This is a genomic window from Pseudomonas sp. L7 (assembly GCF_046605565.1).
GTDB lineage: Bacteria > Pseudomonadota > Gammaproteobacteria > Pseudomonadales > Pseudomonadaceae > Aquipseudomonas > Aquipseudomonas wayambapalatensis.
In genome coordinates this window covers 2067936-2090842 of the sequence record NZ_CP176784.1, presented here as the reverse complement: position 1 = coordinate 2090842, position 22907 = coordinate 2067936, and the positions used below count along the sequence as shown (strand labels likewise).

Genomic DNA, 22907 nt, shown 5'->3' with positions numbered 1-22907 from the left:
AGCGCTCGTCACGTGTCAAAACACTCAGGGCGGCTTTTGCAAAGACACCTTAAGCGAATCGTTATAACGGTACGCCATATGGCACGTTAACCGGGCATGGGAAATCGTCTCCTCCAACGGTCAGCACCGAGACCGTTCTCGAAATAGGGCCCAGGTTCCACAATAGAGCTGAGGCACCTTTCAGCTCCCTAGCCACTTTGAATCCTGGATCTGGCACGAACCCTGGATCTGACTTGTTAGTCCACAACGATAATGAATACGACTTATCGGCAATGGGACTATCCTTAACAGCGGTGACAATAAGAATCATGTCCCCTTCGGATGGCGCGATTCTAACTCTTAACTCTTTCGCACCGGTGTTGGACAGCATCAAAGACGGCACGAGCGTTATCGGGGTATCGAAGCCGTCGACATAAACTTTCAAGTTGAAATAACCACTGGCCTCCCGGCCTCGCGTATTCCAACTCACCCCTGCCTCTGAAAGTCTCATTTTTGAGCCGAACTCGGGCACTGACCCCATGTCGCCCTCTTTCAGCGTCTGCGGAATAAATTCCATGCTCGCCGATAGCCTGGCAGCAACCAACGGACTTCCCGCCTTGGCCTTCAATGTGAATGACAGATACTCCTCGCGATAGAATACCGTGGGATCAGGCAGGAAATGAGGTGTATAAGTCACCTCCGCTTCATCTGCCAACTTGCTGGATAACAACACACATGTCGGAATTGTCAGAACGGTCGAAAAACCCGCGATATGAAAAGCCAAGCCGAATTTCCCACTGAGGTCGCCCCCGGTCACCTCCCACTCCAGCCCCTCTGCAGGCATCACTCTTGACACACCAAAATCGGGAGTGGCCGATACATCCCCTTCCTTCACAGTGTCAGCGCAGAGTGTCATCCGTACCTCTTGCTTCAGGTTTGCCAGAGGGCTATCAGGCTTGGGCGCGATCCTGACGGTCTGGCTCACCAAACGCCGAAACACCAACAGGTCGAAGATCAGGTGGCCGCCTACCCTCACATCCAGTTCATCTCTCAGGTCTTGCGACAAAGCAATGCCCAACTTCACCGTCAGGGGTGTTGGAAACGCGTCTGTATGAATGGTCAAGCCGAATGTGCCAGAGACTTTGGCGGACAAAGTCCAGGCCAGTCCTGGAATGGATATCGGTCGTTTTTCTTTGTAAGTCGGAAGCGAAATCAGTTGCGCCTGGGGCAAACTGCCTTCGACGTACTCGATCCACGCTTCGCTCAGAAATTCTCGTTCTAGCGGACTGCCCATTTTCGGCACGATAGCCAGCTTGTGCTCTGCGTTGGAGAGAATAGCCAGCGGCTCAACCAGAGGCACCAGATCCAGCAACACGTCGAACTCATCCTCCATACGTAGCGACAGCAGCCAGCAACTGCCCGTGATCAAGGGCGTCGAGAAACCCGGCACTTGGATGGCCAACCCGAACACACCGCTTGCCTGCTTGCCCATCATCTCCCATCGCAACGCCCCCTCCGAGAACCCCTGCTCAACCTCGTAATTCGGGTGGGCCTCCATGTCCTCCGGCACCAGGTCATCGCCCACAAACGTCAACTTGGCCTTCAAACCGCTTTCAGCCAAGGGGCTTCCGGCTTTTGGCTTGACCTCGACGTAGGACGGCACCATGCGCCGGAATATCCAGGTCGATTCGTCCGATCCACGCTCATCGTCATAGACCAGCTCGGCTTCGTCGGTCAGTGCTCGCGACATCAGCAAGCACGTGTCGACGACCATCGGTTCGTCAAAGCCCTGCATGTGCACCTGCACCCCAAAGGTGCCACTCACCTGCGCACCGGTCAGTGTCCAGCTCAACCCGTCTTCCAACATCGCCCGCCGCTCACCGTAATTGGGCGCGGCAACGACACTGGCCGGTTTCAGGCTGCCGTCGGTGAAGGTCAGCCAGGCTTCTGTTTTCATCTTCGCCAGCGGGCTGCCGGGCTTCAGGGTGACCTTCAGCGTCTGCGCATCGTCTCGCCAGAACAGCGCAGGGCTTACCGGCACAGCGTCTGCAAGCGTCAGCTCGATCTCTTCCTCGAGGTTGGGCGATAGGCGCAAGCCTTTGAGTGACAGGGGCAAAGTCAGCGTCGGCGTGACGACTTCGAGCGTGAAATGATCCCGCTCTACACCAGGCATGATGGTCCAACTGACACCAGCAGCAGTCATTTCCTGCGGTTCGCTCGGGCTGAAGGTGATGTCCAGCTGTGGTGTGCCTCCTGGCCAACCCAAGGTCACCTGTTCGCCTATGAAAAAGTTGTCCGCAGACTTGGGCTTCAAGGTCAACGTATGCTCGCCGACACTGCCCAGCACCAGGTTGACGTCATCGAAATCAGTGATTGGCCTGTCGTCGAACAACACATCGAACTGGGCCGACCACGGTGAGCGGGAGTACACAGGGATAGCATGTAGCTTGTCGCTTTCCGCGCCGAGGCCATCAACGCATCGGGCGCTGAGTTCTGCGGTGTAGAAGTCGACACCATCCTTCGGCTCAGGGGTGAACTCAAGCGTCGACTTGCCCTGCTCATCCGTTGGGACAGTCTTGTAGAGCACATCGTCGATGTACCAATCCACATCCTGACCAACGATCGTTCGCGCTGGCGCGACAAGGTTGCTCAGCGTTGCGGTCAACGTGGTACTGCTATTCCACTCCAGAACCGGCACCACGCCATCCCAGGCCACCTCGCTCACTTCATAGCGAAAATCCCCCAACTGCGCCTGGAGCTCATGCTTTTCGGCCCGCCAGTAACTACCCAGGCCCAGCGGTAGCGCGCCGGACATCACCTCCTGGGCGGCACTGGCCCCCAAGCTCCAGGTACTGGTCCCGGCATCCGGTTGCGGATAACGACTCTCCTCGTCACTGTCGTCGATATTCAGCAACGGATTCGTTGTCAGCCCGTATGTCGTGGGCGGCGTATCGGCATTCCCCGGCCACAGCACGCTCAGCTTTTGCCCCTGCCAGGCATCGCTGACCTGCAGGCTGTACGTGGCGCCATGGCACAGTTTGAACGGCGGCTGGGGTTGCGGAGCAAGCGATGGCTGATCAGGCTCAGGCGACAGCAAAACCTTCCCTTCGAAGGGGGCCAGGTGCACTTCGGAAATGATGTTGCGCAGGCTCAGTTCATCCTGCCTCCCACCCGTGGGGGTTTCGAACGCCACGCGTATTGTCGAGATTCCCTGGGGTATATCGATGAGCCTGGGCGTCAACGTATGCCAGGTAGGTTCAGCTTCGGGCTTGGGGTTTTGCTCGTCAGCCTGCCCGGTGGTCTCCGGGTTCTTGAGCGCTTGCTCATGGATAACCTGGCCTTGCGCCCCCCCCGAGAGTGCGTAGACCTTGAGCCAGCAATTTTCGGTAAAGTACAGAACGTTGTACTGGCAGCCCAAGGCATAGCCCTGTGCAACCCCCTCGAGCAACGTGAAGTCCTGGTAGAGCCGACCCTCTCGGAAAAGTGAAAGGTACGTGCCGTCTCTGGCATCGTTTTCACGCAGCATGAAGCTGTCTTCGCCTTCGTAAATCCATAGCCCTTCGGAGCCAGCGCTTTGCGTTGGTTTCTGGATGAAGGGATCCTGAAGAAAATCATGCCCTTTGGTAAGGTCTTGCGCACGCGTCGAAATCGGCTGGATACCCTGTGCCTCATGACTATTGCTCATGACTGTCTCCTGGTTGGACATGCCCTCGCCGGACCACACCAGCAAAACGTCCGGGCGCTTCTTCAGGCAACAACGCCTCGACTTGCTCCTCGAACAGTGCACCGCCATACAGCGCGAGGTAGCGCACCTCCATGACGATATCGCTCAGCCCTTGGAGCAGTTCGGTTTGCCGGGCAGCTCGCGGAAACTTCAGGTTCCAGTCGGAGACGGCGCCGGTGCCTTCGAACGGCAAGTAACGGTCATCGCTCTCGGGGGCCGTGACCAACCCGATATCCTGCGTAGCCGACGACAGGCAGACCTGTTGGCTGGGCCGCAAACTTCGCATGACGTAGCGCCCCTCACCCTCACCCTGGTCAAGTTGCGGCGACAGGTACTTCACCCCTTCGATATCGGCTTTGGTCAACAATCGGCTCTGCGTCTGGGTCAGGGTGGCGCGGATGTCCTGGTAAGGCCCCAGCAACGCAGGTAGCGACAACGCCACACTGTGCAGGCGCCGCAGGTAATGCCCGGGGTAATCCTGGTTGAACAGCGTTTCACTCAGGCTGAAATCCAGTTCGCCGTTCTCGACCAGCGTCTCGAGCAGCGCCGGCCAGTCGCCAAGTGCAGCCCCTTTCTTGTCAAATACCTGGCCCTGTTCGATCAGTGCACGCAGCGACACGGTCTTGCGCAGCTCCAGATGACGCTCGTTGCGCAACAAGGCTTCGGCTTCCAGGCGATGCAGGTCCAGGCGCAGTTCGCCTGCGGCATTGAGGCCATGCCGATCTGCCTGCCAGACCGAGGCACGCACGATGCGTTTGTCATAGTTGCCCGTCTCGTACTGCCAGCAAGCTTCGGCACTGTTGCACAAGCCCACCGCGACATCGAACAACGTCGCATGCCAGGCGGTCACCTGCGACCTCAGCCAGCGATACAGCGATACGTTGGTCGATTTGCTCTGGTAGAAGGCGTACATCTGCTGGGCCTGGTCCAGCACCTTGCGGCTGTGATCGAGCGAGTTCCTGGCGGCCTGGGTTGCGCAGGCCTGGGCCTTGACCTGCTCGGCGATGACATCGATATCCTTGCTGGCCAAGGTGGCCTGCAACTGCCATTCCTGTCGGCGACGCTTGTAGGTCGACGTCTCGCGCATGATGTCACCGGAGATCTGCAATGCACTCCCCGCCAGGAACAGCAACTGAGCACCGCTCATGATGGGGGCGGTCGTATCCCCCCTGTCCTGCGCCATTCCGAAGATCCTGGGCGCCATCTGTGTCGCGTAGTAGGCGCTCAATGCGCTGGAACCCCCGCTATTGATAGCCCCACCTGCGTGATGGGCAACCATTGCCGAGATTTCCAGAACAGACATGTCTTGGCTGACCAGCTCGGTATAGTGCGCGTATCGAGTCTGGGCGGCGAGCGCTTGCTTGGACAATACCCCTTCCTGCTGCTCCTGCTGCTCAAGCAACTGCTCCTGGATGGCAATGGTGTATCCGGCGATCTCGGCGGCGTGCTGGTATTGCAACGCTTCAAGCCCGGTGCGCTCCTCCTGCTCCATGAGGCCACGCAGTTGCTCGGAGAACTGGGTCAGGGTCGCCACCACCTCATGAGCCTTGGCGATCAGGGTGCGGAAACGATACGGCGGCACCACCGTGCGCTGGCCCATCAGGTGCGACAGGTTGGTACCGCCCCCCATGCGTGCCATCAGCAAGTCGAACGGGTTCGCAGCCGGTGCATACAGTGGCAGCACCATGGGTCGTCCGTCGAGGGTCAGGAAGTGCCGCAGGTTGTAGAAGCGCTCCGCCAGCAATTGCCAGAGGTCCAGCAACTGCCGATTGACCGGCAAGCGGAAGGCCGGATGTGCCGCCACTCCAGCCCAGAAGAAGGTCGACAGCTGCTTGGGCAAGTTGGCCGGGACAATGTCCTGACCACTATCCGCCAACAGCATGTCGGTCGGCTCGACAGCCAGTACCTCGCTGACCGTTTTCGGTTGCCAGGTATTGATTGCCCGCGCATCCGGCACCTCTCCCATGAGGTCCGCGGCCATGCGGTACAACAGCCAAGCGTGGGCCAGGCCGTCGCGGGTCTGGTAGCGATAGTGCTGGTCGGCTTCGCCGATCAGCATGTTCACGTACTGCACGAACACGGCCTTGCGATAATGCGACGGCGCGCGCAGCGCGATGACATGCGGCTCGATCAGCTCGTGGTCGAGCCCTGCCGCCTGAGTGTCATCCTGAAGCAACCAAGCGCAGTTCCAGTAGTCAGGGCCGGGGATCGCCCTGGGCGGCTGCTTCTGGTAGGGGTTGAAGATCAACCCCAGCCAGCGCCGGGCATCGGCGAAGCGCTCCTCTTCCTGCAGACGCGATGCGATCAGATGGGGGACATGGAAGAACAACTCACGCAGGTAGCTGCCATAGGCATCGAACATGTGCAGCAACGGGTCCGCCGCACTTGGCTGCCACCCCTGATACACCGCGCCGGCCAGCTGCTTGCGGTATGCCGGCTCCTGCCGGTGCTGCGCATCCCAGGCGAACACGGCCTGGGGCGAGGCTTCGGCGCGATTGATCAAATCGGAAACATGCTGGGAGTTCAGCCGCACGGTCAAGGGCGCGCTGGCGCCACCGATGGCATTGAACACGAGGAAGTCGGTACCGTCGGACTGTTGGTGAATATATGGAATCGTTGTATCGGCCAGACTCGAGGTGGCGCCCCAGGTCACCGTGAAGGTGGCGGGCGCTTCACCAGCGGCGGTAACTTCGAAGATTGCCGAGCCCGTTAGAGGAATGTCCTCCAGACGGCTCCAGGTGCTGACGGCATGCTTATTGAGAACCCAGGGCCCCGACCAGCATGTTGTCGATTTATCGCCTTGCCGATGTAGGAGTTCCACTTTCGGCAAACGGATACTTTCAACAGTCCCATTGACTCGGTTTCGCGTGCTCTGCAGCGGCAGGCCCGACGCTTCATCGATAATGACCGTGAAACCCATGCCTTCACGGATGTACTCCTTGGAGAGTGGACGCGAAAGTTCCGGTAACGCGAAATTTGTCATACCCGAAAACATGTTGGGGTACCACGTTCCAGTAAAATCGGACCGTTTCAATACCGCCAGGGTCTTACCATCATGCTGGATTGTGATGGACTCAAAGTTCGGGGCACCATGCGTGACGGCGATAAAATTAAGTTGCGTTTCGCCTCGTGATTCAATGGCGTATAGTCGGAAATCCACGTAAAGACCGTAGTAATCCCAACCAATTTCGTCAAACAACAGGGCCAATGTCTGAAAACGCATGCGCAACTCGCTGGAGCGTGCACGTACTCGCAGTGAAGGCGCCGTCGGGCCCTGCTCGAGTACAGCATCGAGTGCAATATGAGGGTTGCCACTCGACTTGATGCTTTTCACCGCAGCATCGACCGCTGCAATACGCTGCGAAAAGGCCAAGCGGCTCGCGCCACCTGTGAATCGTCGAGAAAGGGCTGCGCTGTTGATAGGATCGATAGCGGGTGCGGTCCCACGTTTCAAGACATCCCGTTGAAGGCTGAATCTCTCCTCCCAGGCGTCATTGTCCGACGTATCGTGAACAGCAACGAACAGTTGATCGTCATCCCCGTTCACGCGCCCAAGCGCAACCGCCATCACCCTGAAATTCTTCACTTTAGAGGGTATCTGCGACGAGTCGTCAGAATCGGTAACTTCGACGCCGTGCTGCCACAGTCGCTCCGGCGTAGTCCACTGGTTATCGAGCCCAAGGTGAATGATGTCCAAGGTCAGCGCATACGAACGCTTGCTGCTTTCTTCACCATTCGCACCGAGGACCTTTGTCGGTGCAGTGAAGTACCACCAGATCACGTGCAACCGACCACCGAACAACACCGGACACATCTGCAACATTGTCGTGCCCGGCGGAATGCTCACCGGTTTCCATTCCGACCACGCATCGGGCTGGATATAAGTGGAGGCCTGGTCCAGACGTACCTGGACCTTGCGCCAGTAATAGGCGCAGGGCGAGGCATTGTCCTTGCCCAGCAAGTAGTAATCGGCGTTGGCGTAGGCATACCCTGGGAACTGGTCGGCATCACGGTGCCCGTCGCGATAGTCGATGTAACCGGCCTGGACCCGGATGTTGTTCAGAAACTCATAACCCTTCAGATAGTTCAGCAGCGCCTTCTGAACACCCGCATCATCGATTCGTCCCTGCGCCAGGTCGTTCTCGAGGGTCTTGAACAGCTCCGTCTTGTCCAGACGCAGTTCGGCACGGATATAGTTTTCCGGGTAGTCCTCCATCATCTGGTAGGCCGCCCATAACGAGTAGGTCGACATGGCCTGCTGCCAGAAAAGAGTCAACTCGGGGGCGAAATCCTTGCCGTAGCCCTGTTCGATATTGTTGAGGATCGCGTTGACGTAGGTCTGGACACAGGCGATTGCCTCGGCCAACGCGGACGTGGTGACCTTGGCGCTGACCTGGGTGTCGGTCATCAGGTAACGGTCCAGGTGATCGGCCGTCATCATGCTCAGGCTACCGGCCTGCAGCTTGTCCGGTAGTACGTGGTGAATGGCATAGGCACTCAGCGCGTCGCGCCATTGTTCCGCGAGTTGTTGGCTCAATTCAGTCTTCATATGGGCCTCGCTGCAAAAGCTCGAAAGTCGATGGGGCTACAGTCATTTCTGTGCTCCCTTGATCACGACATCAGTCAGGTTCGACGGATAAGTGGCGTCATAGGAGAATCCGAACTTCAGCCCTACATCCGTCTTCAGGCCCACGGGTCGACTGGTGATGGTCCAGGTCACGCCATCTTCGCCCAGTGCGTTGTCGGCACCCGGCGCAGGCGAGATCACCAAGCCCAACGAAGCTGCCGAGTTGCGGCCACTGACGTGAAGAGACATCGGCTGGCCGATCAGCGAATGGCCGGCAGCCACGCGATAGGTCAAGGTGTGCGGCGTTTCCCCTTCGGAAGGCGGCGTAATGACGATCGCCCCCTCCAACGGTTTGCCGTCGAATTCGATCGTCAACCCGAGGGGCTCGAGGAAGGTCACCGGCTCGAACGGCTGGGACTGCGCCTTGCCCCAGCTCGCGGATACCGTACGCTGGCCAGCCGTGGTGCTTTTGAGATCGAAGCGGGCAATACCATCACTGCCTGTCAAGCTGACAGCGGGCTCGGCCACACGCGTGCCGCCTTCACTGACGCTCCAGGTGATGGGGTAGCGCGCCACGGGGATGCCATCGGAAGTGGCGATATGGATGTCATACTCCACCGTGCTGATGCCATCGGCCAACGGCCAGCTCCCCATCTTCCTGTACTGCCGCATCACCGCATCGGGAAGCACGTCGAACGCAAGATCCTTGCTGTGATAGGCCTCTGCGGTTTCATCGGCAGTACTGAGGGTCACGGTCACCTTCACCCGCCCAGCCGTACCGACCTGCAGTACGGCTCGACCCAGCCCGGCTCCATCACTGGTTTTGTCGGCGCTGACCAGTTCGCCCCCTTCAAGCAACCAGGACATCGCCTGGCCAGCGACCGGCTCGCCATCAAGCCCCAGGACCCTGGCCTGAACCGTGATCGGCTCATCCACGACCAACGCAGATTGCAGTACGAGCGAACTGATGTAGGGTCTGTCGGCAAAGCCAATCTGAACCACAGTGACGTCATCGGGCTTGCCTGCGTACCACGCGCGGACCTCGCCCGAGCCTGCCTCCCGGCTTCTTAGCGCAATCCGGCTGTAGCCGGTGTGGTCAGTCAAGGTTTCACCGATGTTGTCCACAAAGTAGCCGATGGTGGTGGACCAGTTGACCAGACGATCCACCCCATCATTGTCATAACGGTCGACGAGCAGGGCAGCCAAGCGATAAATGCCTTGTCCGCCTGCGAGCTCCAGAGGCGCCCTGGCACCTGGTTGTCCCTCGATCCTGATCAATCGCACCGTCTCTTCGTCACAGTCGATCACCACCGGCGGCGCGAATGCCTTGCCATCGAGCAGGTAGCTGGCCTGCACATGGGCACTGCCCAACTGCGTACCGGCCTGCAGTCGCACCTTGGCCACCCCCTCTTCATCGGTGTAGCTGGAATGGGACTGCAAAACCCCCAGATCGGTGGACCAGGTGACGCGAATACCTGAAACCGGCTCGTTCTGCATATCGAGCAGTTTCAAGGTCACCGTGGTTTCCTGATCAGGCGCCCTGGCGATCAGACGTGTCTCACTCACGGTGCAGCGCGTGGCCAGGCTCTGACGCAGCTCTGCCTCGTCCCGGCGTTGCGCGCTGTCACCGTCGAGGCTGCTGAGCATCTCTTGGGCGGCATCGCGGTAGTCCTGTGTGTCTGAATAGGCAGTCAGCTTGCTGAGTTTCATCAGTGATTCAGCGCTCAGCCCCGTGGTCTCGCTGAGCAGCTTGGTGTCGACCACGATGCGCAACTGGGTCAGATCGCGAATGATGCCATCGGGCGAAACCCGGGCCGCCACGTCCAGCACCTCACGGATCCCCCAACCCAACCAGGCCGAGATACGCTGGGCAGCCGCATCCCTGATCAGACGCTGTTCATTTGCGGTCAGGTCATGCAATCCCTCGATTGCCGAGAAATAGCCCAGCAGTTGTGCTTCCGTTTGCTTGGCCAGACGCAGGCCACGGGCGTAGCGATCGAGATGGTAGAGCGTGTGCAAGGACAAGTCGAAGGCGTCGATGCCGAACCGTGCGCGGTGCGCGCGCATCAACAAGCTGGAGAACAACGTGGGCGTCAACTCGAAACGCGTCGCGATTTGTGCACAGCGCTGCATCCGCTGCACCAGCCCCAGCATGGCCTTCATGGCATCGGACTGGGATTGCTGCGGGTCGAAGGCCACCGCACTCTCCAGCAGTTGGTGCACTGTGCCCTCGGCCCAGTAGACCATCGGGATCGCCATGTCGGCATTGACCTTCAGAAGCTGTGAAAGACCCTGTTGAACGACGCCCCACTGCTGCGAACGAATGCGCAGGACCACGCCGAGAATAATGCCGGTCAGGCGCTCCTTTTCAGCGCTGTCCATATCGGGCAACTGGCTTTTGCCGGCGCTGGCCAACTGATCGACCGCCGCCTTGATTTCCCGCTCGGCAAATTGCTCGTACTGTTCCGGGTCGAAGTCCTGTTCGGGGTCGCCAGTGTCCGCCAGCAAGCCCTGCTCATCGACAACCTGTACCAAGGCTTTCAACCACTCACCTGCAGGTAGGGCCAGAACACCGGCATCCAGCAGGGCCTGCTCGAAGGCCTGGAAAGGTAGCAACTGAGTCTTGAGTTCGCCGAACAGTGCAGAGATTTCCTGGGGCACCACATCGGGCGTCTCGACCGGCAGCAACTGCTGCACCAGCCAGCTGATCGGCAGGTCCTGCTCCTGACACCAGAGCACGCAGTGGCTGATGGCATGGATGACGCTGAGGGTGTCGGTCTGGGCAAAACTGCGGTACATGGCATTTTGCGGTGCCCCCGCCAGTTGCAAGGCATAAAGCCCCTCGGGGCTCAGGGTTTCCAACAGTGCCAGCAGCTCGATGGTGGTAACCGAAAGCAGACGGGCCAGCATCGCTACACGGTAGAAGGCACTGACCACGCGCACAGAGCGCTGCAGCTTGTCGCCCCCTTGCCCCTGCATCAACACACGCGACAGGTAACGGAACGTCTCCAGGTTGATGCCCAGCCCGCGGCATAACTGGTCAACGGTACGTTTGCTCACGACATCGTCGCCCGAGAGGCTGAAGTCGCTACCGTCGAGCACCAGACGCGACGTGGGATCGCTGTTGAAGACCCGGTCGAAATGGCTCGCAGTCGCGCCAATGCCGTGAACAGCCATATCCGAGAGCAGCACGGAAAAGTCTTCAGCGCTACAGGCGAAGCGCTCTCGCAAGAACTGGAACAAACCCAAGGCCCGATGGGTATTGACCGTCATCCATAACGGCGAGTCATCGGACTTGATGCGCCTGACTTCGGCGACAGCGCGCTTTTCCGCATCAATTGCCGCACACACCACCTGGTCGGCCTCGGCATAGGTCAGATTCAAAGCGCTGGCCACGCGCACCAGACGTTGGACCCGGTCAAACCGCATTTCGGACAAGTTTTCGAAGGTATGCAGCTGTGGGTCCTGCACATCGCTGACAACCCCAACCGGCGCTGCCTCGCCGCTGTTGATGAAGCGTGCGACGAACAGGGCCGGCGAAACCTGCTCGGCCAGCACATTGCTGGTCACGTTGTCCGAACGCGTGGGTGCATAGGCCGCCAGACCGAACAGCGACTCCATCTCATCCTGACTGATCTGCACCGCCTGACAGAAGGTCACCACCTTTTGCAGGTACATGGCATTCGGCACTCCGAAGTTGTCCTCGAAGAACGCCTGATGCCGCTCCCCGGGCTCATCGGACTGTGTCTTCAGCCCACGACTCTGCGCCGCTGTGCCGAAGTAGGGTGGCTCGATCAGCAGGGCACGCAGCAGCGGGCCCAGCGTGGCTTCCTGCTGCAGCGCGGCATCGGACCAGGGTGAATGCGCACCGGGCTGGATGAAGTAAGGGTTGTCGATGTCCGACAGGCGTGCCACATCACCCATCAGCAGCGAGTTGTGCGACAGCACGGTACGGATCTGCGCCCAATACGCTTCATAGGGAAACTGCTTGATGGGATAGCGAACCTTGAGCAGCTTGTCTTCAGTGGCCGTGCGCTCACTGTCCGCTTGCTGGCGATGTTCTTCGATCAACTGTTCCAGGACATGGATGATCACCTCGACCTGCGGCAGTTCACGGTTCATGAACGCCTCATCGATCAGGCGCTCGAACAGATCAGGGCGCCGGGTTTTTAGCGTCAGGATCAGATCCGCATCGCCCTGGGCCTCGACGTGATCCTGGATGAACGTCAGTAGATCGATGAGGTAGGCCACTGGCGAGGTGGTGGCATCCACCGCCTGCGGATGTGCGTTGTTGCCCCAACTGGGCAAGAACTGATTTTCGAAGGTCGGGCCTCTGGATAAGTCCAGAGGGCCCTTTAGCTCATCTGAGGGGCGGCGCGCCCCGGCAATCAGGCGCTTTTCCCGGAAAGTACGCATCATCGCCGCTGCCGCAGCATTCAGACGCCCCTTCAGTCGCTGGGCTTCGTCGCTGTGCAAGCTCGGATAATGCGCCATCAGCGCATCGGTCGTCTTGCACTGCAGGCCAATGATCGAGTCTTGCTCCAGGGTCGCTGGGGTGAGTTTGACTTTGATTCCCGGCTCGGTGTCCAGCAGTCTGTCGAGTAGGCCAACTTGTTTGCGGCTCTGGCGTTTGGCCATGGTTTCCCCCTGGCGATCCTTGGCGTGAGCGAGCGAAGCGGGCCTGCGTTGCGCTGGCCCTTTCGTGGGTGTCACTGGATGCTAGGTACAAATACGCCCGAGCGAAACTGACAGAATTAGCAGGTAGCCAGTCGATCAAAGGGCCGCTAATACAGCCAAACCTGGCTAGCAATGTTTTGGCATAACCAAACCCAGACAAAGAACCCACATTACTAACCGAAGGGCAATCACACGCTTATTCAACGCGTTACCCGTCACAACACAATTTTCTGATCGCACCAACCTTTTCTTGACGCAAGGCGCCAGCTCTCCTTAGCTGAACATATCGCCCACTGCGAAAACTTCGCGCCGAGCTCTCTGGCCCGCGTCTTTACGCGCGCCAGCAAACTCCGCGTGCTGGTTTGTGTCGCCCCCTGTTTCGTGTCGTACAGCTCGTGACACCAGGCCAGGCCTTGGCTGTTACCCACAAGAAACAGGAGATCCGCCATGAAACGAGCATCGAATCCTTTGCGCTTCGACCGGCTGTTCTGTGCGGTTTCCACGTCGCTGCTTCTGGCAACCCCGGTGGAAACGTTCGCGCTCGACCTTGACGAAGAGACCCCTTTCGCCAGCCCGTTGCAGCCACCGGCGATACCCCTGCTGTCGCTCAATCCTGTGAGCGCCAGTGGCCTGGGGATGGGCACCCTGCAGGCGTTCTCCGAACGCATGAGTGCGCGTCACGGGGATGTGCCGATGGGCATGGTCGCCAGCCAATGGGCACAGTTCTTCCCCGGCGCCCCGCACCCGACCTCCGTGCCGCCAGCCCGGCTTGAGGCGCCCAGCCAGCAGTTGACGATCGGCCCGGACCTCTTCGTACGTGAGACCGCCGGCGGTAACGTGCACCGCGCCGGGGTGTTCGTCGGCCACAACAACCTGCAGAGCAGCTTCAACGGCATGCGCTCCCTGCTCGGTGACAAGCAGCGCAACGCGGTCAACCTCAGCGGCGAAAGCCTGGGCGTTTACTGGAGCATGACCCACGACCAGGGCTGGCATGTGGATGCAGTGGCCATGGGCACGCGCATCGATGTCAACGGTCGCAGCCAGAGCGGCCAGCGCCTGGATGACAGCGGCCATGCCATGACCTTCTCGGTCGAGGGTGGCTTCCCCATCGGCCTGGGCAACCACTGGGTGATCGAGCCGCAGGCGCAGTTGATCAACCAGCAGTTCTTCCCCGCCGGCCAGGCCCAGGCCGAGACCCTGCAGGCGTTCGACAGCCAGCCGAGCTGGAGTGGCCGGGTGGGCGCGAAACTGTCGGGGCGCTACGAAGTGCGGGGCATGCCAATCGAACCCTATGTGCGGACCAACGTCTGGTACGACTTCAACAACAGCGATGCGGTAAAGCTGGATCAGGTCGACAAGATCTCCAGCTCGCGCAGTGCAGCGACCGTGGAACTGGGCCTGGGTTTGGTAGCGCGGGTCACGCCGACGGTGGCGCTGTTCGTCAGCGCCGACTACAGCAGTGATGTGGATGACAACGATCTGAATGGGCTGATCGGAAGCCTTGGGGTACGGATGCGCTGGTGATCAGCGCATGCGGCGCATCCCCCTGCAGGAGGATGCGCCGCGACATCATGCAGGTTTCATGACTAGAACGCCCAACGGCGGCAGGTTCAAGGCCAGCGACAGCGGCTGCCCATGACTTGCCACCGCTTCACCGGCCACCGCCCCGAGGTTGCCGACGTTGCTCCCGGCATACAGCTCGGCATCGCTGTTGAGCAGCTCGATCCAACGCTCGCCGAACGGCACGCCGATACGGTAACCCTCACGCGGCACCGGGGTGAAGTTGGCCACCACCAGCAGCGGCTCGCCGGCGCTGCTCCAGCGTAGCCAGGCATACACGCTGTTGACGGCATCGTCGCCGATCAGCCACTGGAACCCTTGGGGCTGGCAATCCTGCTCGTGCAGTGCCGGCAGCTCGCGGTATAGCCGGTTCAGGTCACCCACCAGCTTCTGCACGCCCTGGTGCTCGGAATACTGCAACAGGTACCAATCCAGTTGATGGTCGTGATTCCACTCGCGCCACTGGCCGAACTCGCAGCCCATGAACAACAGCTTCTTGCCCGGGTGCATCCACATGAACGTCAGGTAGGCACGCAGGTTGGCGAATTTCTGCCAACGATCGCCGGGCATCTTGTCGATCAGCGAGCGCTTGCCGTGCACCACTTCATCGTGAGAGATGGGCAGGATGAAATGCTCGGAGTAGGCGTAGATCAGGCCAAAGCTCATTTCGTTGTGGTGATGGGCACGGTGTACCGGATCGTTCTGGATGTAGTGCAAGGTGTCGTGCATCCAGCCCATGTTCCACTTGTAGGCGAAACCCAGGCCGCCCTGCTGCGTGGGTTGGCTGACGCCCGGCCAGGCCGTGGATTCCTCGGCGATGATCAGCGCACCGGGCGCCTCGTGCATTGCGATGTCGTTGAGCTGACGAATGAAGTCGATCGCCTCGAGGTTCTCACGCCCGCCATGGCGGTTGGGCACCCACTCGCCGGCCTTGCGCGAATAGTCGCGGTACAGCATGGAGGCCACGGCATCGACACGCAGGCCGTCGATATGGAAATGCTTGAGCCAGTGCAGCGCCGAGGCGAGCATGAAGCCTCGCACTTCGTTGCGGCCAAGGTTGTAGATCAGCGTGTTCCAGTCCTGGTGAAAGCCTTCGAGTGGGTTGTCGTACTCGTACAGCGCGGTGCCGTCGAAGCGTGCCAGGCCGTGTTCGTCGGTGGGGAAATGCGCCGGCACCCAGTCGAGAATCACGCCGATGCCGCCCTGGTGGCAGGCATCGATGAAGGCAGCAAAATCCTCGGCACTGCCGTAGCGGGAGGTTGGCGCGAACAGCGACAGCGGCTGATAGCCCCAGGAGCCGCCGAAGGGATGCTCCATGATCGGCAGCAGTTCGATATGGGTGAAACCCAGCTCTTGCACATAGGGCACCAGGCGTTCGGCCAGCTCGCGCCAGTTGTAGAAGCGTGCGACCTCACCGGCTTCGTCCAGCTCGCAGCGCCAGGAGCCGGCGTGCAGTTCGTAGACCGACAGCGGCGCACTGTAGGCATGGCGCTGGGCCCGCTGCTCCATCCACTGCTGGTCGCGCCAGTCGTGGCTGAGTGCCCCTGCGACCTTCGAGGCGGTGCTCGGCGGCAGTTCGGTGGCGCGGGCCAGGGGGTCTGCCTTCAGCGGCAGCACACCGTCCGCCCCCAGCACTTCGAACTTGTAGGTTTCGCCCACGCCCAGGCGCGGGATGAACAGCTCCCACACCCCGGCATCGTGGCGCAGGCGCATGGGGTGGCGACGGCCGTCCCAGTTGTTGAAGTCGCCCACCACCGAGACACGCCGGGCGTTGGGCGCCCAGACCGAGAAGCACACGCCGTCGACGCCGTCGACCTGGATCGGCTGGGCACCGAAGCGCCCTGACAGGTCGCGATGATTGCCCTCGGCGAACAGGTACAGATCCATGTCGCCAAGCTGCGGGCCGAAGCTGTAGGGATCCTCGGTGATCTGCTCGCCACCGGCCCAGCCGATCTGCAGCAGGTAGGGCTGACGCTCGTCCAGGTATGCGCTGAACAGGCCCGGCAGGCTGCCCTGCTCCATCTCGGCGAGAATGCGCCCGTCGTGACGCGCCAACACCCGGGCGTTCAAGGCGCCTGGCAGGAAGGCGCGGATGACTTCGTCGCCCGCCCCGTCGACGTGCGGGCCGAGCACCGCGAACGGATCTGCGTGCGCGGCGCTGGCCAGGGCGTCGAGATCGCGTTGGCGAAGACCGCCGTTGCTACGCATTGATGCATTCATCTCACTGCCCCTTTCCATATTCCATATATTTTTCAAAGTAACGCAGTGCCTGGCACGGGCTGCGCCCATGATCGCGGGACGAGCCCGCTCCCACCCCTGCACAACAGTACCTGTGGGAGCGGGCTCGTCCCCCGATCACCGGCGCAGCCGGTGCCAGGCAACACTACCGTCCCTCCAGGGTTCATGCTTCGCCCCAGGTACTGATCAACCCATGCAGACCATGCAAAGGCACGGCCAGCCAGCCGGGTCGGTTGTCGGCTTCATAGGTGATTTCGTAAGCGGCCTTTTCCAGGCAGAACAGCTCCAGCGCGGCGCGCTCGCCCTCGGCGTGCTGCCAGGCATGGGCAATGGCGGCGGTGGCCAGGCCATAGGCTTCGACGAAGGCATGACGCGACTGATGCAGGTACTGCCGGGCAACCCGTTGACGGGCCTGGCGCGCGGCATCGGACAGGTCTACCGCCGAGGCGCTGCGCAGGATCATCGCTGCAGCATAGTCGAACGAGCGCAGCACGCCGCTGACATCCTTGTACGGGCTGTGCTTGGCCCGGCGCTCGTCCAAAGGCCGCGCTGGCTCGCCCTCGAAATCGATCAGGTAGGCATCGCCTTGCACCACCAGTACCTGACCCAGATGCAGGTCGCCATGCACCCGCATCAGCAAGCCGCCCTGGGCCTGGCGTGCGAGTGTGTCGATGTGCTGGGCAAGGCCTTCGCGTTGCTGCTGCAGGTCATCGACCAACGCCTGGCTTTCGCCGTCCAGCTCCTCGCGATGCTCGGCCAGCAGGTCGAGGGCATGACTGAGCTCGGCATTGATCTGTCGCCCCCAGCGCTGGCTGTCCTGGCTGTCGCTGGGGCGCGGTGCAAAGGCCGGGTCGGCGGTGGGCGCGGCCAGCAAAAGGTGCATCTCACCCAGGCGCTGCCCCAACAAGGTGGCAAAGCCCGAAAGCTCCGACAAGGCGTCGGTGTGCGCCTCGGCACTGGTCTGGGTGGGTTCCATCTCGTCGCGGATCGCCCGCTCCAAGGTGTTCTGGGTCCACGACCAGGCATCGCCCTGGTTGCTCAGGTAACCTTGGGCAATCATCAGCAGGTGCGATTGCGCCTGCTCATCCACACGACTGACCCAGGCCAGCAACGGCGAGATATTGGCAAAGCCGGCCGCCGTGAGATAAGCGCTCATTTCCAACTCCGGGTGAACGCCCGGATTGACCCGCCGGATCAGCTTGAGCACCACACGTTCACCGATCACCACCGAACTGTTGGACTGCTCGGCACTCAGGTAGCGCACCTCACTGTCCTCACCCAGCGCCAGGTCAGCCAGTTGCCCGGTGCACTCGAAGCGCAGCTCGCCGGCACTTGAGGGCAAGCGGGTATCATCCTCGCAGGCGCGCAACACCGCCCGCACGAACGACTCCTGCACGAAGGCATCGGTGATCAGCCCGACCTGTCGACCTCGGCGTACCCGCGACAACGCAAGCTGCTGAGGCAAGGCGCTGTGGATCTGCTCTTCAGGCAGCAGGCCGAACGGCAGTTGGTAGTGGCTGGTCACGCCGTCACTGAGCACCTCCAGCTCGCTGAGCAGCACCGGGGCGGCCGGCGTGCCGAAGCGCACGCCATAGCGAATGCGCACCGCATCGATCGGTCCTTCCTTGCCGGCGAACCAACGGCGCTTGGGCAGGTACTGCGGCAGGATCGACGCCTGCAGGGTGTCCACCGACGGCGCTTCGAGCAACTCCTCCAGACGCTTGCGCAGCACCAATGTGGTCAGTTCAGGCAAGCCTTCGGCAGGCTGGATATGCCAGCTGGGCATGCGGTCGTGGGAAGCCAGCAGGAACCAGTAGAATGCATACGGCGGCAGGGTCAGCAGGAAGGGTAACTGGCCGATGGGCGGGAAGGCGCTGCCACCAAGCATTTCCACCGGCACCCGCTCGGCATACTGCGACAGGTCCAGTTCGGCGGCCTGCGCCGCGCGCGAAACGTTGGCCACGCACAGGATGGTCTCGCTGTTGCCATCGGCATCGGTGTATTCGCGCACGTAGGCGAGGATGCGCCGGTTGCTCGGGGTCAGCATCTTCAAGGTACCGCGACCGAAGGCCTTCTGTTGCTTGCGCACCGCGAGCAGACGCCGGTTCCAGTTGAGCAGCGAATGCGGGTCGTGGCTCTGGGCCTCGACATTGACCGTCTGGTAGCCATACAGCGGGTCCATGATCGGCGGCAGCACCAGGCGCTGCGGGTCGGCCTTGGAGAAACCACCGTTGCGGTCCGGCGACCACTGCATTGGTGTGCGCACCCCATCCCGGTCACCGAGATAGATGTTGTCGCCCATGCCCAGCTCGTCGCCGTAGTACAGCGTCGGGGTGCCGGGCATCGACAGCAGCAGGCTGGTCAGCAGTTCGATGCGCCTGCGGTCGCGCTGCAACAGCGGCGCCAGGCGCCGACGGATACCGAGGTTGATGCGCGCGCGGCGGTCCTCGGCGTAGTAGTTCCATAGATAGTCGCGCTCGCGGTCGGTGACCATTTCCAGGGTGAGCTCATCGTGGTTGCGCAGGAAGATCGCCCACTGACAGTTGGCGGGAATCTCCGGGGTCTGGCGCAGAATGTCGGTGATCGGAAAACGGTCTTCCATGGCCAGGGCCATGTACATGCGCGGCATCAACGGGAAGTGGAAGGCCATGTGGCACTCGTCGCCATCGCCCTCGCCGAAATACGGGCGGGTGTCTTCCGGCCACTGGTTGGCCTCGGCCAGGAGCATGCGATCGGGGTAGTTGGCGTCGATCTCGGCGCGGATCGCCTTGAGCACGTCGTGGGTTTCGGGCAGGTTCTCGTTGTTGGTGCCGTCGCGTTCGATCAGGTAGGGGATCGCGTCCAGACGCAGGCCATCGACACCGATGTCGAGCCAGAAACGCATGACCTCGATCACCGCTTTCATCACCTGCGGATTGTCGAAGTTCAGGTCCGGCTGGTGCGAGTAGAAGCGATGCCAGAAATACTGACCGGCGACCGGGTCCCAGGTCCAGTTGGACTTCTCGGTGTCGAGGAAGATGATCCGCGTGCCGTCGTACTTCTGGTCGTCGTCCGACCACACGTAGAAGTCCCGCGCCTTGCTGCCGCGCTTGGCGTGGCGGGCACGCTGGAACCAGGGGTGCTGGTCGGAGGTGTGGTTGATGACCAGCTCCGTGATCACCCGCAGCCCCCGCTTGTGCGCCTCGGCGATGAAGCGCCTGGCATCGGCCATGCTGCCGTAGTCGGGGTGCACGGCCTTGTACTCGGCGATGTCATAGCCGTCGTCACGACGCGGCGAGGGGTAGAACGGCAGCAGCCAGAGGGTGTTGACCCCAAGCTCGGCGATATAGTCGAGCTTGCTGATCAGGCCGGCGAAATCGCCGATACCGTCGTTGTTGGCATCGAAGAACGACTTGATGTGCAACTGGTAGATCACCGCATCCTTGTACCACAGCGGGTCGTCGATGAAGGCTGCCGGGCGGGAACGCTTGGCCATGTGCGACTCCTTTCAAGATCGAATTTCGGCGTGAGGCTGTCGGGACCGTTCTGCGGTCCTTCGCGGGTAAACCCGCTCCTACAAAGGCGGCGCAAAACCTGTGGGAGCGGGCTTGCCCGCGAAGGGCCGCAACGCGGCCCCTGCATTTACAAAGCTTTCTCGATACGCCAGATCCCGAACGGCTGGTGCCAGGGCTCGATGCGCATCCACTGGGTCTTGCCATGCCAGGTCCAGCGGTGGCCGGTCATCAGGTCCTCGCCTTGCGTATCGGCGTTGTCATCGAGCCCCAGCTCCCACAGCGGCAGTTCGAAGTGCGCCTCCTGGGCGTTGTACGGATCGAGACTGATGGCGATCAGGATAAAGTTGTCGCGCTCGGGCGTGCGCTTGGCGAAATACAGGATCTGGTCGTTCCAGCAGTTGAAGAAGGCCACGCCCAGATGCGTCTGCAAGGCGCGGTTCTGTCGGCGAATACGGTTGAGTTGGGCAATCTCGGCGACGATGTTGCCGGGCGCGGTGAAGTCGCGCGGGCGGATCTCGTACTTCTCCGAATCCAGGTATTCCTCCTTGCCCGGCAACGGCGTGCCCTCGCACAGCTCGAACCCCGAGTACATGCCCCACAGCCCCGAGCCCATGGTCGCCAGCGCCGCGCGAATGAGAAAGCCGGCGCGCCCACTGGTCTGCAGGAAATAGGGGTTGATGTCGGGGGTGTTGACGAAGAAGTTCGGTCGGTAGCACAGGCTCCACGGCGGCTGGTTGAGCTGCTCGAAGTATTCGCGCAGCTCCTGCTTGGTATTGCGCCAGGTGAAATAGGTGTAGCTCTGCGCGTACCCGACCTTGCCCAGGCGCGCCATCATCGCCGGGCGGGTAAACGCCTCGGCGAGGAAGATCACATCAGGGTACTGGCTGCGCACATTGGCGATCAGCCATTGCCAGAAGGGCAGCGGCTTGGTGTGCGGGTTGTCGACGCGAAAGGTGCGCACGCCCTCCTCGACCCAGCCGACCACCACATCGCGCAGTGCCAGCCACAACGAGGGGACAGCGTCAGGCGCATAGAAATCGACGTTGACGATGTCCTGGTATTTTTTCGGCGGGTTCTCGGCGTAGCGAATGGTGCCGTCCGGGCGCCAACTGAACCAGCCAGGATGTTCGGTAAGCCAGGGGTGGTCCTGGGAACACTGGATGGCGAAGTCGAGGGCGATTTCCAGACCATGCTCGGCGGCGGCGGCGACCAGCCGACGGAAGTCTTCGCGGCTGCCCAGTTGCGGGTGGATGGCGTCATGGCCGCCATCGGGGCTGCCGATGGCGTAGGGGCTGCCCGGGTCGTCGGGGCCTGCCTGCAAGGCGTTGTTGCGCCCCTTGCGGTGCTGCTTGCCGATGGGGTGAATGGGCGGGAAGTACAGCACGTCGAAGCCCATGTCGCGGATCATCGGCAGGCGCTGGTGCACATCGTCGAAGGTGCCATGGCGCGCCGGATCGTCGGTGATCGAACGCGGAAACAGTTCGTACCAGCTGGCAAACAGGGCGCGCTCGCGGTCCACGTCCAGCGGCAGCTCGGGGCTGCGAGTCAGGTAAGCGCGGTGTTCGGCCTGACTCATCAGGCTGGCGCTTTCAGGGCTCAGCAGCAACGCCACCTGCTCGTCCGGTGCCAGCGTCGGCAAACGCTGTTGCAACTGTTCGAGCTGCTCGCGCAACGGCCCTTCGCTGCGCTCGATGCCCTTACCCAGCAGCAGCCTGCCCTCCTCCAGCTCCAGCTTGACCTCGACACCGGCGTGGTACTTCTTCTCGAGGTCGTGGCAATAGGTGGCGTAGGGATCGATCCAGGCTTCGATGCCGAACAGGTGCAAGCCCAGTTCCACTGGCGTGAACTCGGCAACCCACAGGTCATTGCCTGCCGACGTCATCGGCACGCCATGCCAGTGGCGGCTGTGGGCCTGGCGCCAGTGCAAGACCACCGCCAGGCGGTCATGACCGTCGCTGTAGACCTTGCTGGTCACCTGCACGGGCTGTCCGCTTACCGCCTTGGCCGCGAAGGTGCCACCGTCGAGTACGGGAGTGGTGTCCTCGATCACGATGCGTGGCGCCAGCAAGGCCTGGGACAGGCTGATGGCCTGGTCGGGATGATCGTTGGCCTTGGGCACTTGCTCGAAAGGCGCTTTTGCGACGGGCTCATTACCGGACATCGAACCTTGCTCCCCTAAGCTGGTGGCGGTAAGGGTTCAGAGCCGTGGGTGCGCGGCGGGTTCAAAAAAATTGAGCGAATGGCTGGTACGGCAGGTCGAAGCCTGCACAACCTCTTCATCCACTGCGCGAGGTCAGGCCATGAACATTCCCACTCCACCGGAGACGCCCGATCCGAACATCGACGACCCGGCGCTGCCGCCGCCGGTGCCCGAGGAAGATCCGGACGAACTGCCGATCAAGCCGACCGTGCCACCGACGGTAGGTGATCCGCCGAGCCAGGAGCCGCCGGTGAAAGCTTGAGGATAGACAAGGTTATGGACTGTCGACTCCACGGCGACAGACCGTAACCTGCCCCGCACATAGCCAAACCCGGCGCACCAAGCATTTCTGCGAGTGTCACCAGAAGGCGTAGCCACGCACAGAAAAACAGCGTCTGCGTCTGCGCCTTCCCTGCCATCTATCCCCTCTGATTCTCCCGCCGTAACGAGCGGTCACACCTAGCATTT

At 61.3% G+C, this 22907-nt stretch carries 8 protein-coding genes; 2 read left to right on the top strand and 6 right to left on the bottom strand.

Features of this window, described 5'->3' with window-relative positions:
* Nucleotides 1–61: 61 nt before the first annotated feature.
* Genes ACK3BK_RS09655 through ACK3BK_RS09645 form a run of 3 tightly spaced genes read right to left on the bottom strand, consistent with a single transcriptional unit; the run spans nucleotide 62 to nucleotide 12908 of the window.
* Nucleotides 62–3664 carry a hypothetical protein gene (locus tag ACK3BK_RS09655; RefSeq protein ID WP_411384184.1) on the bottom strand — a complete coding sequence of 1201 codons (3603 nt, stop codon included), beginning with the start codon at nucleotides 3662–3664 and terminating at the stop codon, nucleotides 62–64.
* Complete coding sequence (locus tag ACK3BK_RS09650) at nucleotides 3654–8252, bottom strand: neuraminidase-like domain-containing protein (RefSeq protein WP_411384183.1); 4599 nt, start codon at nucleotides 8250–8252, stop codon at nucleotides 3654–3656. Before ACK3BK_RS09650 ends, ACK3BK_RS09655 begins: the two co-directional genes overlap by 11 nt.
* A gap of 42 nt (nucleotides 8253–8294) precedes the next feature.
* Nucleotides 8295–12908, bottom strand: coding sequence for an Ig-like domain-containing protein (locus ACK3BK_RS09645; RefSeq protein WP_411384182.1), 4614 nt, complete (start codon nucleotides 12906–12908; stop codon nucleotides 8295–8297).
* A gap of 486 nt (nucleotides 12909–13394) precedes the next feature.
* On the opposite strand from ACK3BK_RS09645, the gene ACK3BK_RS09640 reads away from it, so the two are divergent.
* Nucleotides 13395–14471 carry an autotransporter outer membrane beta-barrel domain-containing protein gene (locus ACK3BK_RS09640; protein WP_186709741.1) on the top strand — a complete coding sequence of 359 codons (1077 nt, stop codon included), beginning with the start codon at nucleotides 13395–13397 and terminating at the stop codon, nucleotides 14469–14471.
* A gap of 45 nt (nucleotides 14472–14516) precedes the next feature.
* On the opposite strand, the gene glgB is transcribed toward ACK3BK_RS09640, so the two are convergent.
* From glgB to ACK3BK_RS09625, 3 genes are all read right to left on the bottom strand, one after another.
* Nucleotides 14517–16727 carry a 1,4-alpha-glucan branching protein GlgB gene (gene glgB, locus ACK3BK_RS09635; protein WP_411384181.1) on the bottom strand — a complete coding sequence of 737 codons (2211 nt, stop codon included), beginning with the start codon at nucleotides 16725–16727 and terminating at the stop codon, nucleotides 14517–14519.
* A 181-nt stretch (nucleotides 16728–16908) separates the two neighbouring features.
* Nucleotides 16909–20220: a maltose alpha-D-glucosyltransferase gene (treS, locus tag ACK3BK_RS09630; RefSeq protein ID WP_411384180.1), complete on the bottom strand. Its 3312-nt coding sequence runs from the start codon at nucleotides 20218–20220 to the stop codon at nucleotides 16909–16911.
* 146 nt (nucleotides 20221–20366) lie between these two features.
* On the bottom strand, nucleotides 20367–22400 hold the full coding sequence (locus ACK3BK_RS09625) for an alpha-1,4-glucan--maltose-1-phosphate maltosyltransferase (RefSeq protein WP_411384179.1): 2034 nt from the start codon (nucleotides 22398–22400) through the stop codon (nucleotides 20367–20369).
* Nucleotides 22401–22539: 139 nt separating this feature from the next.
* Between ACK3BK_RS09625 and ACK3BK_RS09620 the strand changes: the two genes are divergently transcribed.
* Nucleotides 22540–22701 (top strand): hypothetical protein, encoded by a 162-nt coding sequence (locus ACK3BK_RS09620; RefSeq protein ID WP_186669484.1) that lies wholly within the window; start codon nucleotides 22540–22542, stop codon nucleotides 22699–22701.
* Nucleotides 22702–22907: the final 206 nt, after the last annotated feature.